Origin of the sequence: Bradyrhizobium sp. SBR1B (assembly GCF_014198205.1) — a bacterium.
In the GTDB taxonomy this organism is placed as follows: domain Bacteria; phylum Pseudomonadota; class Alphaproteobacteria; order Rhizobiales; family Xanthobacteraceae; genus Bradyrhizobium.
Map to the genome: position 1 here is coordinate 304,550 of NZ_JACIHC010000005.1, position 15,149 is coordinate 319,698.

Genomic DNA, 15,149 nt, shown 5'->3' on the forward strand with positions numbered 1-15,149 from the left:
CGAGTCCAACCATCAGCGACCTCGCGGAGACTCCCCCTCACCCCGACCCTCTCCCCGCAAGCGGGGAGAGGGAGAGGAAGGAGGGGAACATGTCCAACCTATTCGATCTTCTGGTCGCGGGACTGGCCACCGGCGCGATCTATGCGCTGGTCGCGGTCGGCTTCACGCTGCTGTGGCAGACTTCGCAGACCATCAATTTCGCGCAAGGCGAGTTCGTGATGCTGCCGGCGTTCCTGATGCTGGCGGCGATGCATGCCGGCGCGCCGTTCTGGCTCGCGATCATCCTCGGCATCCTGCTGTCGATGATCCTGCTGGGCCTTGCTTTCAAGATGCTGCTGGTCGATCCGATGATGCGCCATGGCGTGCTGCCGCTGGCGATCGCGACCATGGCGCTCGCGATCGGCCTCAAGGAAGCCGTCAAGCAGTTCTTCAGCGCCGAGGCCTCGCCCTTTCCCTCGATCGTGCCGACCGGTGACATCTCCATCCTCGGCCACGCGGTGTCGCTGCAAAGCATCGGCGTCCTCGCCGTCGCCATCGTTGCCGTGTTCGGCTTGACCGCCCTTCTCAACCGCACCTCGCTCGGTCACCAGATGCAGGCGGCGGCGCAGAACCCGACCGTCGCGCGCATCATCGGCGTGCCCGTGGAGCGGATGATCCTTCTGACGTTCCTGATCAACGCCTTCCTGGTCGCGCTGGCGTCGCTTTTGATCACACCGATTTACCTCGCAAAATTCTCCTCCGGCGAGGTGCTGGGACAGGCGGCTTTCATCGCGGCGATCGTCGGCGGCTTCAACCAGGTCCGCGGCGCGATCGCCGGCGGCCTTTTGATCGGCGTGCTCGACAATCTCGCGGCCGCCTATGTCTCGACGCAGTACCGCGCCGCCGTGCCGATGATCTTCCTGATCGTCGTCATCCTGTTCCGGCCGCAAGGACTGCTGGGCCGCGCCGAGGAGCGCACGGTATGAGCAGCTTTGCCAAGCCCCTGAAGATCGCGCTCGGCCTCATTGTCATCTCGGGCCTGATCATCGTTCCCATGAACTTCAACCGCTACGGCCTGTTCATCCTGAGCCAATGGGCGGTGATGACCATCGCCGCGATGGGACTGAACCTCACGCTCGGCTATGCCGGCCAGGTCTCGCTGGCGCAGGGCGCGTTCGTCGGCATCGGCGCCTATGCGGCGGCGATCATGACCACCCATGGCTGGCCGCTGCCGGCGGCGATCCTGGTCGCGATCGTGCTCAGCTTCGCGGTCGGCTGGGTGCTCGGCTATCCCGCGCTGCGCGTGCAGCATCACTACCTCGCCTTCGTCACCCTGGCCTTCTCCACCCTCGCCTTCCTCGTGTTCCGCAACGAGAGCTGGCTCACCGGCGGCATCTACGGCATCTCCAACATCCCGCGTCCGCATATCTTCGGTTTCGCGACCAACAAGCCGCTGCCGTTCTACTATGTCTGCCTCGGCTCGCTCGCGATCGTGTCGCTGGCGGTGTGGTGGCTGATCCGCTCGCCCTGGGGCCGCGCCTTCATGGCGCTGCGCGAGAATCCGCTGCGCGCGCAATCGCTCGGCATCGACACAAGGCGCTACACGCTGATGGCGTTCGCGATCGGCTCGGCGCTCGGCGGCGTCGCCGGCGCGCTCTATGCGCCGCTGACGCAATATATCGACCCCGTGCCGTTCAACCTGTCGCTCTCGCTCGACCTCCTGATGATGGTGATCGTCGGCGGCGCGGGCTTCTATTTCGGTCCCTTCCTCGGCGCGATGATCGCGGTGCTGCTGCCGGAATGGCTGCGCTTCACCGAAGGCTATTATCTGATGCTCTACGCGGTGGCGGTGATGCTGCTACTGATCTGGTCGCCGACCGGCATTCTGGGAATCCTCGACCGCTATCTCGCCGAACGCCGGACCAAGGCGGCCTCCGCGCTGCGCGCCGTCGCAAAATCCCGCCTGGAGACGGTGCAATGAGTGCGGTGCTCGAAGTCACCGATATCAAGAAGAACTTTGGCGGTATCAGCGCCGTCGACGGTGTCTCCTTCGACGTCCGCGAGGGCGAGATCCTCGGCCTGATCGGTCCGAACGGCTGCGGCAAGTCCACGCTGTTCAACTGCATCCTCGGCCAGCTCACGCCGTCGGGCGGTGAGGTCAGGCTCGACGGCAAGCTCGTCACGGGCCTCCGCCCGTCCGAGCTCAACAAGTTAGGGGTCAGCCGCACCTTCCAGCTGCTGCAGGTGTTTCCAAAGCTCTCGGTGCGCGAGAACCTGATCCTCGCGGGCCAGGAGCACCAGGGCAACATGGCCTCGCGCCTGGTCGGCCGCTCCGATGCCGGGTTGACCGAGACTGCCAACCAGATGATCGGCTTCTTCAAGCTCGATCATCTCGCCGACGAGCCGGCCGGCGGATTGTCCTACGGCCAGCAAAAACTGCTCGACGCCGCCATGGCCTTCATGGGCGGCCCGCGCCTGGTGCTGCTCGACGAGCCCGCCGGCGGCGTCAACCCGTCGATGCTGGCGGACCTGAAGGACCGCCTCGTCGCGATCAACCGCGAGAAGAACGCCACCTTCGTCGTGATTGAGCACAACATGGAGTTCGTGATGTCGCTGTGCTCGCGCGTGATGGTGATGGCGGAAGGCAAGGTGCTGGCGATGGGACGGCCCGACGAGGTCCGCAAGAACCCCGCCGTGATCGAAGCCTATCTCGGACATTGAGGAGCCGATCATGAGCGAGCCAATCCTCTCGGTTCACAATCTCGTCGGCGGCTACGGCAAGATGACGATCCTGAACGGCACGAATTTCGCCGTGCCGCAGGCGACCATCACCACGATCATCGGCCCGAACGGCGCCGGCAAATCCACCGTGTTCAAGGCGATCTTCGGCTTGTTGAAGCTGCGCGAGGGCAAGATCAGCTTTGCCGGCCGCGACGTCACCAATTTGAGCCAACGCGCGCTGCTCAATGCCGGCATCTGCTACGTGCCGCAGGGCCGCAACATCTTCCCCGAGCTGTCGGTGCGCCACAATATCGAGCTCGGCGGCGTCGCCGCAGGCAAAGGCCTCGACCTGCCCAGGCGGATCGAGGCGGCCCTCGATCTATTCCCCGCCTTGCGCCGCAAATCGACGCAGCAGGCGTCCACGCTATCAGGCGGCGAGCAGAAGCAGCTCGAGATTGCCCGCTCGCTGCTGCTCGAGCCAAAACTGGTGCTGATCGACGAACCCTCGATCGGCCTGTCGCCGCTGATGGTGCAGCAGACCTTCGACATCCTCAAGAGCCTGCGCGACCGTGGTGTCACCATCCTGATGATCGAGCAGAACGCGCGCTCGGCGCTGGAGATATCCGACATCGGCATCGTGCTCGAGCTCGGTCAGACCCGCATGGTCGACGACGCCAAGCGCATCCTGAACGATCCGCGCATCGGCCAGCTCTTCCTCGGCGGTGCCATGGAGGAGAGCGCGGCATGAGCGGGCGTATGCGCATCGCCGTCGCCGGCGCCGGCCTGATCGGCCGCCGCCACATTGAACTAATCCAGTCCTCCGGGGATTGCGTGCTGGCCGGCATTGCCGACCCCTCGCCTGCGGCCAGGGAATTTGCGCAAGCACGCAACGCGCCCTGGTACGCCGATCACCGCGCATTGCTGGAGCAGGAAAAGCCCGATGGCCTGATCATCGCCTCGCCCAACGCGCTGCATCTTCAGCTGGCGCTCGACTGCGTGGAGGCGGGCGTGCCCGCGCTGATCGAGAAGCCGGTGACCGACAGCGTCGCGGCGGCACGTCGTCTCTGCGAGGCAGCCAAGCGCAGCGGCGTGCCGATGCTGGTCGGCCACCATCGCCGCCACAATCCCATCATCAAGGCCGCCCGCGAGGCCGTCGTGGCCGGCAAGCTCGGCCAGCTCACCGCCGTGGCCGGGCTGTGGCTGCTGAAGAAGCCCGACGATTACTTCGAGATTGCCTGGCGGCGCGAGCACGGCGGCGGGCCGCTGCTGATCAACCTGATCCACGACATCGACAATCTCCGCTTCATCTGCGGCGAGATCGCCGAGGTGCAGGCGCTGACGTCGAACATGGTGCGCGGCTTTGCCGTCGAGGACACGGCCGCGCTGCTGCTGCGCTTCGCCAATGGCGCGCTCGGAACCATGACGGTCTCCGACGCGACGCCCGCACCGTGGAGCTGGGAGCTGACCTCGGGCGAGAACGCCGCGTATCCGAAGCAGGATCAGCGCTGCTACATCCTCGCCGGCACGGGCGGCTCGCTGTCGGTGCCGAATATGGAGCTGTGGTCCTATCCACAGAATCCCGGCTGGCACGCACCGCTGGTTCGCGAGCCCGTCGCACTCTCCGCTTACGATCCACTCGTTGAACAGCTCCGGCATTTCCTGGCGGTGATCGCAGGCCGCGAACAGCCTCTGATTCCGGTCCAGGATGCGACAGCGACACTCGCCGTCGTCGAAGCCGTCAGCGAAGCGGCACGCACGGGCCAAAAAATCTCACCGGGGCGGATCATGGAGCAGGCAACATGAACAAGCGCTCGATCGCAACCGTCTCCCTCTCAGGCGCCCTCGACGAGAAGCTCCGCGCCATCGCATCCGCCGGGTTCGATGGGGTCGAGATCTTCGAGAACGATCTGCTGTCGTTCGGCGCCGGCCCGCGCGACATCGCAAAGCTCTGCCGCGATCTCAACCTGAAGATCTGCGCGTTCCAGCCGTTCCGCGATTTCGAAGGCATGCCCGAGCCCCAGCGCGCGCGCAACTTTGCCCGCGCCGAACGCAAGTTCGATCTGATGCAGGAGCTCGGCACCGATTTGCTGCTGATCTGCTCCAACGTCTCGCCCGCCTCGCTCGGCGGCATTGATCGTGCTGCGGACGATTTTCGTGAGCTCGGCGAGCGCGCCGCCAAGCGCGGCTTGCGCGTCGGCTACGAGGCCTTGGCCTGGGGACGCCATGTCAACGACTATCGCGACGCCTGGGAAATCGTGCGCCGCGCCGATCATCCCGCGATTGGCGTCATCCTCGACAGCTTTCATGCCCTGGCACCGGGCTTTCCGACCCGTGCGATGGCCTCGATCCCCGGCGACAAGATTTTTCTGGTCCAGCTTGCCGACGCGCCGAAGCTCGATCTCGATATCCTGTCGTGGAGCCGGCACTTCCGCTCCTTCCCCGGCCAGGGCGATCTGCCGGTCGGCGAGTTCATGGCGGCGATCGCAGCAACCGGCTATGCCGGGCCGCTGTCGCTGGAGATCTTCAACGACCAGTTCCGCGCCGGCTCGGCCGCGCAGACCGCGCTCGACGGCCTGCGCTCGCTGATCTTGCTGGAAGACCAGCTTGCGCCGGATTGGCCGAGATTCGCCGCCGAGCCGCTGGCGCCGAAAGCGAAGAGCCGCGGCACCGGCTTCGTCGAGTTCGCCGTCAACGAGACCAAGGCGGGCGAGCTCGGCCGCCTGTTTGCGCAACTCGGCTTCCGCAAGACCGGCGCGCATCGCAGCAAGGCGGTGGAGCGCTGGTCGCAGGGCAAGGTCGAGCTCGTCATCAACAGCGAGACTGACGGCTTCGCGCATTCGCACTATGTGACGCACGGGCCCGGCGTCTGCGCGATTGCGCTCGATGTCGACAATGCCGGCCTTGCCATGCAGCGCGCCGAGATGCTGAAGGCGCGCACCTTCTACCAGCCGGTCGGACCGGGCGAACTCGAAATCCCGGCGATCCACGGCGTTGGCGGCAGCCTGCTGTATTTCCTGGACCAGGCCGGCAAGAACTGGGACACGGATTTCGAGCCTGTTGCGAGCGACGAAGGCGCGGACGCGCTGCTCGCGGTCGATCACATCGCGCAGTCGATGCCCTATGACGAGATGCTGTCCTGGCTGTTGTTCTACACCGGCATCCTCGACCTCAAGCGCCTGCCGCAGATGGAGATCGCCGATCCCCGAGGCCTCGTGCAGAGCCAGGCCATCATCAACGCCGACCAGAGCCTGTGCTTCGTGCTCAACGGCTCCTCCGCCAACCGGACGTTGCCGGCACGTTTCATCTCGGAGTTCTTCGGCTCGGGCGTGCAGCACGTCGCGTTCTCGTGCCGGGACATTTTTGCGACGGTCGCGGAGATGCGCAAGCGCGGCGCCGATTTCCTGGATATCCCCGCCAACTACTACGACGACATCGAGGCCAAATACGACCTCGCACCCGACCTGATGGCGCAGCTGCGCGCCAACCACATCCTCTACGACCGCGAGGGCGACGGCGAGTTCTTCCAGGTCTACACCCACATTTTCGACGAGCGGTTTTTCTTCGAGATCGTCGAGCGCAGGGATTATCAGGGGTTCGGCGCGGCGAATGCCGGGATCAGGCTAGCAGCCCAGGCCCGCGAAGTGCGGCCCGTCAGCATGCCAAGAGTGTAGGCACTTCTTCCCCTCTCCCCCTGTGCGAGACGGGTGAGGGGTCTCTATCCGTGCGATCAACTCTCGCAGGGAATCTGCGGAGAGATACCCCTCATCCGGCGCTTCGCGCCACCTTCTCCCACAAGGGGAGAAGGGGCAACGTCGCGCGTGGCTAACACCTCACTTCATCTTGCACTTGTCGTGGAAACGATCCTGGTCGTTCTCCACGATGGTCGCGACCGTCTTCAGCGAGAGCTGGCCTTCGGCGTCCTTCACGACGTCCTGGAGATAGAAGCTCTGCACCGGGATGTGGTTCTTGCCGTATTTGAACGCGCCGCGCAGCGACTTGAAGTTGGCCTTCTCCATCTCGGCCTTCATTGCGTCCTTTTTGCTGGTGTCGCCCTTCACCGCGACCACCGCGCTGTTGATGAGCTGGGCGGCGTCATAGGATTGCGCGCCGTAATAGGTCGGGCGCAGGCCGGGATATTTCTTGCGGTAGTCGGCGACGAAGCGCTTGTTCTGCTCGTTCGGGAGGTCGTTGACCCATTCCTGCGCGCCGGGAACGCCGAGCGCGTTCTCCTTCTGCAGCGGCAGCGACAGCTCGTCGACGGTGAAGGCGGTGTAGAGCGGCATCGTGCTCTTCAGGCCGGCCTGCGCATATTGATTGAGGAACTGCACGCCGGCGGCGCCCGGATAGAACACGAAGATCGACTCCGCGCCCGAGGCGCGCGCCTTGGAGAGCTCGGCGGAGAAATCGAGCTGGCTCGGCCACACCGTGTATTCCTCGCCCTTGATCTCGCCCTTGAACGTGTTCTTCAGGCCCGCGAGCATGTCCTTGCCGGCCGCGTAGTTCGGCCCGATCAGGAACACGCTCTTGACGCCTTTCTGGTTCATGTAGAGGCCCATCGCCTGCGGCGTCTGGTCGTTCTGCCAGGAGGTCGAGAACACGTAAGGCGAACAGAGTTCGCCGGCGAGCTGCGACGGGCCGGCATTGGCCGAGATCAGGAAGGTCTGCGAGTCGACCGCGGTCTTCAGCGAGGCCAGCAGCACGTTCGACCAGATGTAGCCGACGATGAAATCGACCTTGTCCGACTGCACCAGCTTCTCGGTCTTCTGCTTGCCGACATCGGGCTTCTGCCCGTCATCCTCGTAGATGACCTCGACCGGCTTGCCGTCCATCTTGCGGCCCATGTGGTCCAGCGCGAGCTCGAAGGAGTTGCGCATGTCGTTGCCAATCACGGCGGTCGGGCCGCTGAAGGTCGAAACGAAACCGATCTTGATGGTGTCGCCGGCGAATGCCGGGCTCGCCAGCACCAGCGCCGCTGCGCCCGCCAGCCAGAATGCCGTCCTCATAACCACTCCCCTCCTTATTATCGGTCCCGGAAAACGGGGTGATCGCCGCCCCGGGCCTGTCTCTATTGAACGCAAAATCTGTCGCGCCGCCAATGGCTCAGCGGCCGCTGCTGCACCATATTTCGCCCCAATCGGCGATGGCAAGAAATATAATTCTACTCACTTCGACCAACCCTGCGGCGCTTTTTCGCGTCCGATCGATACATCCGGCCTATGCAGCGATTGATGACAGCTATTGGACCGCAGTGTCCGATCCGCACTTAAATGGGAGTGTGGAGCAGCGAGATTCGAGGGCACATCATGACCACGACACCGCATCGCGTCGTCATCGTCGGCGCCGGCTTCGGCGGGCTGGAGACGACCTACCGGCTTGCGGGTGCGCCGGTCGAGATCACGCTGATCGACCGCCGCAATCATCATCTGTTCCAGCCGCTGCTGTACCAGGTCGCGACCGCCTCGCTCGCGACCAGCGAGATCGCCTGGCCGATCCGCCACCTGATGCGAGACAGGCCCGAGGTGACGACGCTGTTCGCGACCGTCAGCGGCGTCGATGCGGCAAGGCGCTGCGTGCTGATCGACGACGGCAGCGAGGTGCCTTACGACACGCTGGTGCTCGCCACCGGCGCGCGGCACGCCTATTTCGGCCACGACGAATGGGAGCAGTTCGCACCTGGCTTGAAGACGCTTGAGGACGGCACCACGCTGCGCCGCCATATCCTGGTGGCGTTCGAGCGGGCCGAGCGCGAGACCGATCCAGCCAAGCGCGCCGCGCGGCTGACCTTCGTCATCGTCGGCGCCGGCCCGACCGGCGTCGAGCTCGCCGGCACCATTGCCGAGATGGCGCGCCACACGCTGCCCGGCGATTTCCGTAACATCGACACGACCAAGGCGCGCGTGGTGCTGATCGAGGCGGGGCCCCGCGTGCTCGCAGGCTTTGCCGACGACCTCTCGGCCTATGCGCAGGCCTCGCTGGAGAAGATCGGCGTCGAGGTCGTGCTGGGACAGGCCGTCACCGAGATCAATCGCGAGGGCGTGGTGTTCGGCGGCAAGCTGCTCGAGGCCAAGACCCGAATCTGGGCGGCCGGCGTGCGCGCCTCGCCCGCCGCAGAATGGCTGGACGCGCCAGCCGATCGCGCCGGGCGCGTGCAGGTGGAAGACGACCTGACGATACCGGGCCATCCCGAGATCTTTGCGATCGGCGATACCGTCAGCATCAACGCCTGGGACGGCAAGCCGGTGCCCGGCATCGCGCCGGCTGCGAAGCAGCAGGGCCGTCACGTCGCCGAGACCATCAAGGCGCGGCTGCGAGGCGAGACGAAGGGCGCGTTCCGCTACAAGCATGCCGGCAGCCTCGCCCAGATCGGCAAGCGCCTCGCAGTGATCGACTTCGGCCGCTTCAAGCTGCGCGGCGCGATCGCATGGTGGATCTGGGGCATCGCCCACATCTACTTCCTGATCGGCCTGCGCCACCGCCTCAGTGTTGCGCTGAGCTGGCTCTGGATCTACGCGCGGGACCAGCGCGCGGCGAGATTGATCACGCAGGGATCAAGCAAGGTGGTGTAGCCTTCTTCCTTCTCCCCTTGTGGGAGAAGGTGGCGCGAAGCGCCGGATGAGGGGTATGTGTCCACTCGCACGACCGCTCGTGAAGAGAGAGACCCCTCACCCGGCTTCGCTTTGCGAAGCCACCCTCGCCCACAAGGGGAGAGGGTGCAGCGGTGCCCTTCGCTAAATTCACTTCACCAGCTCACATCCACCCTCCGCCAGCGACCGAAACGCCTGCTCCGCGGGAATCGTCGAGACCAGCTTGTAATAATCGTACGGGTATTTCGACTCCTCCGGCTTCTTCACCTCGAACAAGTACATCGGATGCACGACGCGGCCGTCCTGGCGGATGGTGGTGTCGCCGAACAGTTTGTCCTTGCCCCTGAACTTCTTCATCTCGGGCACGGCGTCCTTGGCATTGTCGCTGCCGGTCGCGGCAACCGCGTTGAGGTAAGCCAGCGTCGAGGCGTAGACGCCGGCCTGGTTGCCGCTCGGCATCTTGCCGTTCATGCCAGGCCGCGCGGCGAAGCGTTTTGCAAAGGCGCGGGTGTCATCGTTCATGTCCCAGTAGAAGGCTTCCATGAGCTGCAGGCCCTGGGCGACCTTGATGCCCATGCCGTGAACGTCGTTGATGAAGAGCAGGAAGGCGACAAGCTTCTGGCCGCTCTGCTGGATGCCGAACTCGGCAGCCTGCTTCACCGCGTTGATGGTGTCACCGCCGGCATTGGCGAGGCCGATCACCTGCGCCTTCGAGCTCTGCGCCTGCAACAGGAAGGAGGCGAAGTCGGAGGTGCCGAGCGGGTGCTTGGAGGAGCCGGTCACCTTGCCGCCATGCGCCTCGATATATTTCTGCGCCTCCGCCTCGATGCCCTTGCCGAGCGCGTAGTCGACGGTCAGGAAATACCAGTCCTTGCCGCCGCGCGACATCATCGCAGCCGCCGTGGTGTTGCCGGTGGCCCAGGTGTCGTTGACCCATTGGATGGTGTTGGGCGAGCAGGCCTTGCCGGTGAGATCCGAGCTTGCGGTCGACGACGCCAGGAAGGTCATGCGGCTGTCGCGCAGCAGCGTGTTGATGGAAAGACCAACCGCCGAGTTCGGTACGTCGACGATGGCATCGACGCCCTCGACGTCGAGCCATTTGCGCGCAATGGCGTTGCCGACATCGGCCTTGTTCTGGTGGTCGGCATAGACGATCTCGACCTTGATGTTCTTGCCACCGCCGTTGAAATCCTCCGCGGCCATGCGCGCGGCTTCCACCGAGCCCATGCCGTTGGTGTCCTGGAAGATGCCGGAGATGTCGTTGAGCACGCCGACGCGCACGACATTGTCCGAGATCTCGGCGCTCGCCGCGCCGGTCACCAGGCTTGCGGCCAGCGCAAGCGTCCATTTCAGATGTTTCATCGTTCCCTCCCCTGTTTGATGGTTTGCCGCGCCGGTCGTTGCCGGCGCGTCGACTCAGACCTGCCGCTCCGGCAGCTTCACCACGAGCCCGTCGAGCCCCGGCGTGATCTTGATCTGGCATGACAGCCGGCTGTTGGGCAGCCGCTCGCTCGCAGTGCCGTCGAGCAGCGCATCCTCATCGTCGGCCATGCCGGGCAGACGCGCGAGCCAGCTCTCGTCGACATAGACATGGCAGGTCGCGCACATGGCGTTGCCGCCGCACTCGGCCAGAATGCCGTCGAGGCCGAGTCGAGTCGCCGCCTGCATAGCGCTCTCGCCGTCCGCGGTCTCGACGCGCTCGGACTTGCCGTCGGGATGGATGAAAGTGATGGCGGGCATCAAAGCTCCTGGTCAGGCCGGGGTGATGGTGACGGGCAGGCTATCGAGCCCGCGCAGCGTGTTGTTGAAGCGGCGCTTCGGCTCGCCCGTGATCTCGATCTTCGCGATGCGCCGGGCCAGCGCCGTCAGCATCACCTCACCTTCGAGGCGGGCGACGAGCTGGCCGACGCACATATGGATGCCCGAGCCGAAGCCGACATGACCGGAAGTGCGGCGGGTGATGTCGTAACTATCAGGCTCGTCCCAGCGTCTGGGATCGCGATTGGCGGCGGCGAGAAACATCAGCACTTTCTCGCCCTCGCCGATCGTCGCGCCTGAGAGCTCGACCTCCCGCGTGGTGGTGCGGAAGAAGGTCTGCACCGGGCTTTCGAACCGCACGGCCTCCTCGAAGGCGTTGCGCGCCAGCGTCAGATCAGCGCGCAGGCGCTGCCACTGGTCGGGGAAGCGCGCGAGGCAATAGACGGCGGCACCGATGCCGTTGACGGTGGTGTCGAGACCGGCCGACAGCAGCGAACGCACCAGCAGTGGTGCCTCGGTCGCGGTGATCTCGCCGGCGTCGACGCGGGCGTGGATACAAGCACCGAAGCCGCCGGGCGCGAGGTTGTCGCGCTGGCATTGCTCGGCAACATAGGCCTGGTGCGGCGTCGAGCGCGCGATCGCCTCCTGGCGCAACTGGTTGGGCGGGCCGAACGCGTTGAACACGACGCTCGCGTAGGGGATCAGATGCTCGCGCCCCTCCGCCTTCAGGCCCAGCGCATCCGGAAAGATCGAGAGCGGATAGGCCTCGGCGAGATCGGTGATCGCATCGAAGCTGCGCTTGTCCAGCAGTGCGTTCACGCGCTCCTCCGCCGCGGCGGCAAAGCGATCGCGCACCTGCTTCATCACGGTCGGCGACAGCACCTTCGACAGCACGGCGCGGGTGCGGGTGTGCGCAGGCGGATCGGCCTCGAGGATCAGGCTCGGCGGCCGCCACGGCGTCTCCTTCTTGAAGTCGGACAGGCCGACGCCGCGGCTGGAGCAGAAGGTCGCGGGATCGTTCAGTACCGCATGGACCTCGGCATAGCGCGCCACGCCATAGACGTTCCACTTGTCGAGATAGACCACCGGTCCGGCCTCCCGCAGCCGCTGATGCGTCGGATAAGGATCGGCGAAAAAATTCATGTCGAAGGGATCGACGTCGAGATGCGGGACGGCCGCAGAGCCTGTCGATGCAGGGCTGCCGGATGCGGTCATGGGAGACCTCCCTCATTTTGATCTTGTGAAAGCGCGGCGCATGCCTTTAGGTCGGTGGCCTCACCGCGAGACAGAACGCCGACATGCCTGCGCCTTCGACCAGACCCCGCCACAAGCCTGCGCCCGCAGAGGCCGGACCGACGCTCGATCTCGAGCGCTACGTCCCGGCCTTCGTCACCTTCATCGCCAACAAGCTCTCGAATAGCGCGACCGCATTCTATCAGCGCGAGTTCGGCGTCAACGTCACGGAATGGCGGGTCATGTCGCTGCTGGCGATCGAGCCCGGCATTCCGGCCTCGCGCATCTGTCACGTCATCGGCTTCGACAAGGGGCCCGTGAGCCGGACGCTGGCGGGCCTCGAGAAGCGCGGGCTGATCTCGATCCGCACCGACCCGAACGACGGCCGCACCCATTCGATTTCCCTGACGGCGAGGGGCCGCGCCACCCATGACAAGGTGATCGCCGCCGCGCTCGAACGCGAGCGGCGACTGTTGTCCTGCCTCAACAAGGACGAGCGCGAGGTGCTGATCGGCCTGCTCCGCCGGCTGCACGAGAATCTCGGCGCGGTCACCGGCGGCACCGAGACCTGACGGGGCGCGCTTCCGGCACCGTCCTCCGTCATGTCCAGGCATGCGCCGGCGCTTGCCGACGGCACCGTTCGGGCCGAGCATCGTTTCCTCCAGGATCAGACGCGGCGGTTTTCCCGCCGTCGTCGCTCTCTGGAACGGTTCGCATAAATTAGTTGCTTAGGCAACAAAAGAATCAGCAATATATTGCGGCAGGGTCACTGGCCTATGGGTGAGAGGTCTCGCTTGCTTCCTTCTCCCCTTGCTTGTGGGAGAAGGTGGCGCGAAGCGCCGGGGATGAGGGGTTGTCTCCGCGACTACACGTGGCAGTGTGAGACCCGGAGAGAACCCCTCACCCGTCTCGCCGCTGCGCGGCGAGCCACCCTCTCCCACAAGGGAGAGGGGAAACGCGGCCAGCTACAGCCCGATCCACTCCGCCGACGCATCATCATTCAACCGCGCCACGGCATCGGCGCGGCGCGTCAGCGCAGCGCGCTGGTTGATGTAGCCCTTGTCGGTGATCTCGCCGCCATCGACCGATGGCGGTTCGGCGAGAAGCAGCGCGCGCGTGGCGTGGCCGGAGGAGTTGGGGCCCTGCTGCCTGAGTTTCGCCAGGCCGTGTGCGATCGCGCTCCTGACCTTGTCATGCGCGAGCACCTCGTGCAGATCCGCCGTCTCGCCCAAGCCGGCATGGGCACGGCAGGCCGCGATGTTCGGGAACACCAGAAAGCGCACCTCGTCGCCGCCATGACCTGCGACGACGATGTCCTGCGCCAGCGGTGCCAGCGCGGCGATGCCGGCGACACGCAGTGTGCCGACGCTGACCCAGGTGCCGGAATTGAGCTTGAAATCCTCGGCGACGCGGCCGTCGAAGAACAGTCCGCGCTCCGGCCGCGCGTGATCGGCAAGCTTCACCGCATCGCCGATGAGATAAAAACCCTCTTCATCAAAGGCCTGCTTCGTCAGCTCCGGCGCCTTCCAATAGCCCGGCGTGACGTTGGGACCGCGCACCCGCACCTCCAGCTTGTCGCCGGAGGGGACGAGCTTCAACTCGGTGCCGGGAATGGGGACACCGATATTGCCGGAGCGCTCCGCGAGGAAATGGCAGTCGGCCGCGAGCGGCGACGTCTCGGTCGAGCCCCAGGCCGAAACCATCGGCATCGCGCGGCCGACGGTCTTGATCGAGAGGTCTTCGAGCGCATCCCAGAGATTCTGCGGCAGTGCCGCGCCCGCATAGAAGGCGAACTTCACCTCGCTGAAGAAGCGGCGGCGCAATTCCTCGTCGCCGCGCAGTGCCGCGATCAGCATGTCGAAGCCGCGCGGCACGTTGAAATAGACCGTCGGCATCACGCTTTTCAGATTGGCGAGCGACGTCGCAAACAGCCCCGGCGCCGGCTTGCCGCCGTCGATATAGAGCGAGCCGCCATTGCGCAGCACGAGATTGAAATTGTGGTTGGCGCCGAAAGTGTGGCTCCAGGGCAGCCAGTCGAGGATGACGAGGTCGCCGCGGCTTTGTTCGAGGAAGGTCCAGGTCTGCGCCTTGGCCTGCTGGCTCGAGGTCAGCATGCGCTGGGTGTTGATGACGGCCTTGGGCGCACCTGTTGACCCCGAGGTGAACAGGAGTTTTGCGATCGTATCGGGCGTCACCGCGGCGAACGCCGTTGCGACGTCGGGCGTTTCGGGCGTCGCGGCGATGGTGTGGAACGCGAGCGCATCGACATCGTCAGCGTTCCCGCTGATGATCTGCGCCTTGTGCAGCGGTTTGATCGCCGCCAGCGCTGCCGCAAATGGTTTCGTGGCGGAGACATAGATCGCGCCCGGCTCGAGCAGCGCGATCATGCTCTTGAGCTTGTCAAAGTCTTTCGACATCAACGAGTAGGCCGGCGAAATCGCGGCCGAGGGCACGCCGACATGCTGGGCGGCCAACGCAAGCAGCGCGTGGTCGATGCTGTTGTCGGAGAGGATCGCGAGCGGGCGTTCGGCGCTGGGGCCCTGCGCCAGAATCCAGGACGCCGCCGCACGCACCTGGCGCAGCGCCTGCGCATAGGTGACGTTGGTCCAGGGTGCATCGACGTGGCCGCGCTCGGCAAGGAAGATCGTGTCAGGCGTTTGCCGCGCCCATTGCTCCAGCCAGTCGCCGACACAGCGCGCGCCATCGCGCAACGGTTCGGGCGAGCGCAGCACGATGCTGCCGTCGGCGCGATGCTCGGCGACGGTTCTGGGTGTTGCGAACAGGCTTGCAGCGTCGCCGTGTGGCGCGACTGTCATGTGTTTCCTCCTCCGCCCGGCCCCCGGATCGGCCGCAGCCTCGTTCCGGGCTGCTTTG

Annotated in this window: 13 protein-coding genes; 8 read left to right on the forward strand and 5 right to left on the reverse strand. The window is 65.4% G+C overall.

Translation table 11 applies throughout. The features are described from left to right. Positions 1-89 precede the first annotated feature (89 nt). The 6 genes from GGD61_RS16185 to GGD61_RS16210 are packed head-to-tail and all read left to right on the forward strand — an operon-like array spanning position 90 to position 6,371. The gene (locus tag GGD61_RS16185; RefSeq protein WP_018316870.1) at positions 90-965 is read left to right on the forward strand and encodes a branched-chain amino acid ABC transporter permease; all 876 of its coding nucleotides are present in this window, start codon (positions 90-92) and stop codon (positions 963-965) included. Then, positions 962-1,960: a branched-chain amino acid ABC transporter permease gene (locus GGD61_RS16190; RefSeq protein ID WP_183230904.1), complete on the forward strand. Its 999-nt coding sequence runs from the start codon at positions 962-964 to the stop codon at positions 1,958-1,960. Before GGD61_RS16185 ends, GGD61_RS16190 begins: the two co-directional genes overlap by 4 nt. Next, complete coding sequence (locus GGD61_RS16195; protein ID WP_183230905.1) at positions 1,957-2,700, forward strand: ABC transporter ATP-binding protein; 744 nt, start codon at positions 1,957-1,959, stop codon at positions 2,698-2,700. The genes GGD61_RS16190 and GGD61_RS16195 overlap by 4 nt, the downstream gene beginning before the upstream one ends. Before the next feature lie 10 nt (positions 2,701-2,710). Next, complete coding sequence (locus GGD61_RS16200) at positions 2,711-3,448, forward strand: ABC transporter ATP-binding protein (protein ID WP_092251669.1); 738 nt, start codon at positions 2,711-2,713, stop codon at positions 3,446-3,448. After that, positions 3,445-4,503 (forward strand): Gfo/Idh/MocA family protein, encoded by a 1,059-nt coding sequence (locus tag GGD61_RS16205; protein WP_092251668.1) that lies wholly within the window; start codon positions 3,445-3,447, stop codon positions 4,501-4,503. Before GGD61_RS16200 ends, GGD61_RS16205 begins: the two co-directional genes overlap by 4 nt. Then, the gene (locus GGD61_RS16210) at positions 4,500-6,371 is read left to right on the forward strand and encodes a bifunctional sugar phosphate isomerase/epimerase/4-hydroxyphenylpyruvate dioxygenase family protein (protein WP_092251667.1); all 1,872 of its coding nucleotides are present in this window, start codon (positions 4,500-4,502) and stop codon (positions 6,369-6,371) included. The genes GGD61_RS16205 and GGD61_RS16210 overlap by 4 nt, the downstream gene beginning before the upstream one ends. 159 nt (positions 6,372-6,530) lie before the next feature. Here the strand turns inward: GGD61_RS16210 and GGD61_RS16215 are convergent, their stop codons facing one another. Then, positions 6,531-7,703 carry an ABC transporter substrate-binding protein gene (locus GGD61_RS16215; protein WP_026201746.1) on the reverse strand — a complete coding sequence of 391 codons (1,173 nt, stop codon included), beginning with the start codon at positions 7,701-7,703 and terminating at the stop codon, positions 6,531-6,533. A gap of 300 nt (positions 7,704-8,003) precedes the next feature. On the opposite strand from GGD61_RS16215, the gene GGD61_RS16220 reads away from it, so the two are divergent. Then, positions 8,004-9,266, forward strand: a complete 1,263-nt coding sequence (locus tag GGD61_RS16220; RefSeq protein WP_177236863.1) for an NAD(P)/FAD-dependent oxidoreductase — start codon at positions 8,004-8,006, stop codon at positions 9,264-9,266. Positions 9,267-9,434: 168 nt separating this feature from the next. On the opposite strand, the gene GGD61_RS16225 is transcribed toward GGD61_RS16220, so the two are convergent. Genes GGD61_RS16225 through GGD61_RS16235 form a run of 3 tightly spaced genes read right to left on the reverse strand, consistent with a single transcriptional unit; the run spans position 9,435 to position 12,257 of the window. Then, positions 9,435-10,646: an ABC transporter substrate-binding protein gene (locus tag GGD61_RS16225; protein WP_183230906.1), complete on the reverse strand. Its 1,212-nt coding sequence runs from the start codon at positions 10,644-10,646 to the stop codon at positions 9,435-9,437. Between the two features lie 54 nt (positions 10,647-10,700). Next, positions 10,701-11,024 (reverse strand): 2Fe-2S iron-sulfur cluster-binding protein, encoded by a 324-nt coding sequence (locus GGD61_RS16230; RefSeq protein WP_092251665.1) that lies wholly within the window; start codon positions 11,022-11,024, stop codon positions 10,701-10,703. A gap of 12 nt (positions 11,025-11,036) precedes the next feature. Continuing rightward, positions 11,037-12,257, reverse strand: a complete 1,221-nt coding sequence (locus GGD61_RS16235; RefSeq protein WP_183230907.1) for a cytochrome P450 — start codon at positions 12,255-12,257, stop codon at positions 11,037-11,039. Positions 12,258-12,340: 83 nt separating this feature from the next. Between GGD61_RS16235 and GGD61_RS16240 the strand changes: the two genes are divergently transcribed. Beyond that, positions 12,341-12,847 carry a MarR family winged helix-turn-helix transcriptional regulator gene (locus GGD61_RS16240; RefSeq protein WP_018316859.1) on the forward strand — a complete coding sequence of 169 codons (507 nt, stop codon included), beginning with the start codon at positions 12,341-12,343 and terminating at the stop codon, positions 12,845-12,847. Positions 12,848-13,240: 393 nt separating this feature from the next. Here GGD61_RS16240 and GGD61_RS16245 read toward each other — a convergent pair whose 3' ends face one another. Further along, positions 13,241-15,091 (reverse strand): feruloyl-CoA synthase, encoded by a 1,851-nt coding sequence (locus GGD61_RS16245; protein ID WP_092251663.1) that lies wholly within the window; start codon positions 15,089-15,091, stop codon positions 13,241-13,243. Positions 15,092-15,149 lie beyond the last annotated feature (58 nt).

What these genes read in the sequence shown, in the direction of transcription:
- GGD61_RS16185 (WP_018316870.1), top strand. Translation starts at nt 90, where the DNA reads ATGTCCAACCTATTCGATCTTCTGGTCGCGGGACTGGCCACCGGCGCG.
- GGD61_RS16190 (WP_183230904.1), top strand. Translation starts at nt 962, where the DNA reads ATGAGCAGCTTTGCCAAGCCCCTGAAGATCGCGCTCGGCCTCATTGTC.
- GGD61_RS16195 (WP_183230905.1), top strand. Translation starts at nt 1,957, where the DNA reads ATGAGTGCGGTGCTCGAAGTCACCGATATCAAGAAGAACTTTGGCGGT.
- GGD61_RS16200 (WP_092251669.1), top strand. Translation starts at nt 2,711, where the DNA reads ATGAGCGAGCCAATCCTCTCGGTTCACAATCTCGTCGGCGGCTACGGC.
- GGD61_RS16205 (WP_092251668.1), top strand. Translation starts at nt 3,445, where the DNA reads ATGAGCGGGCGTATGCGCATCGCCGTCGCCGGCGCCGGCCTGATCGGC.
- GGD61_RS16210 (WP_092251667.1), top strand. Translation starts at nt 4,500, where the DNA reads ATGAACAAGCGCTCGATCGCAACCGTCTCCCTCTCAGGCGCCCTCGAC.
- GGD61_RS16215 (WP_026201746.1), bottom strand. Translation starts at nt 7,703, where the DNA reads ATGAGGACGGCATTCTGGCTGGCGGGCGCAGCGGCGCTGGTGCTGGCG.
- GGD61_RS16220 (WP_177236863.1), top strand. Translation starts at nt 8,004, where the DNA reads ATGACCACGACACCGCATCGCGTCGTCATCGTCGGCGCCGGCTTCGGC.
- GGD61_RS16225 (WP_183230906.1), bottom strand. Translation starts at nt 10,646, where the DNA reads ATGAAACATCTGAAATGGACGCTTGCGCTGGCCGCAAGCCTGGTGACC.
- GGD61_RS16230 (WP_092251665.1), bottom strand. Translation starts at nt 11,024, where the DNA reads ATGCCCGCCATCACTTTCATCCATCCCGACGGCAAGTCCGAGCGCGTC.
- GGD61_RS16235 (WP_183230907.1), bottom strand. Translation starts at nt 12,257, where the DNA reads ATGACCGCATCCGGCAGCCCTGCATCGACAGGCTCTGCGGCCGTCCCG.
- GGD61_RS16240 (WP_018316859.1), top strand. Translation starts at nt 12,341, where the DNA reads ATGCCTGCGCCTTCGACCAGACCCCGCCACAAGCCTGCGCCCGCAGAG.
- GGD61_RS16245 (WP_092251663.1), bottom strand. Translation starts at nt 15,091, where the DNA reads ATGACAGTCGCGCCACACGGCGACGCTGCAAGCCTGTTCGCAACACCC.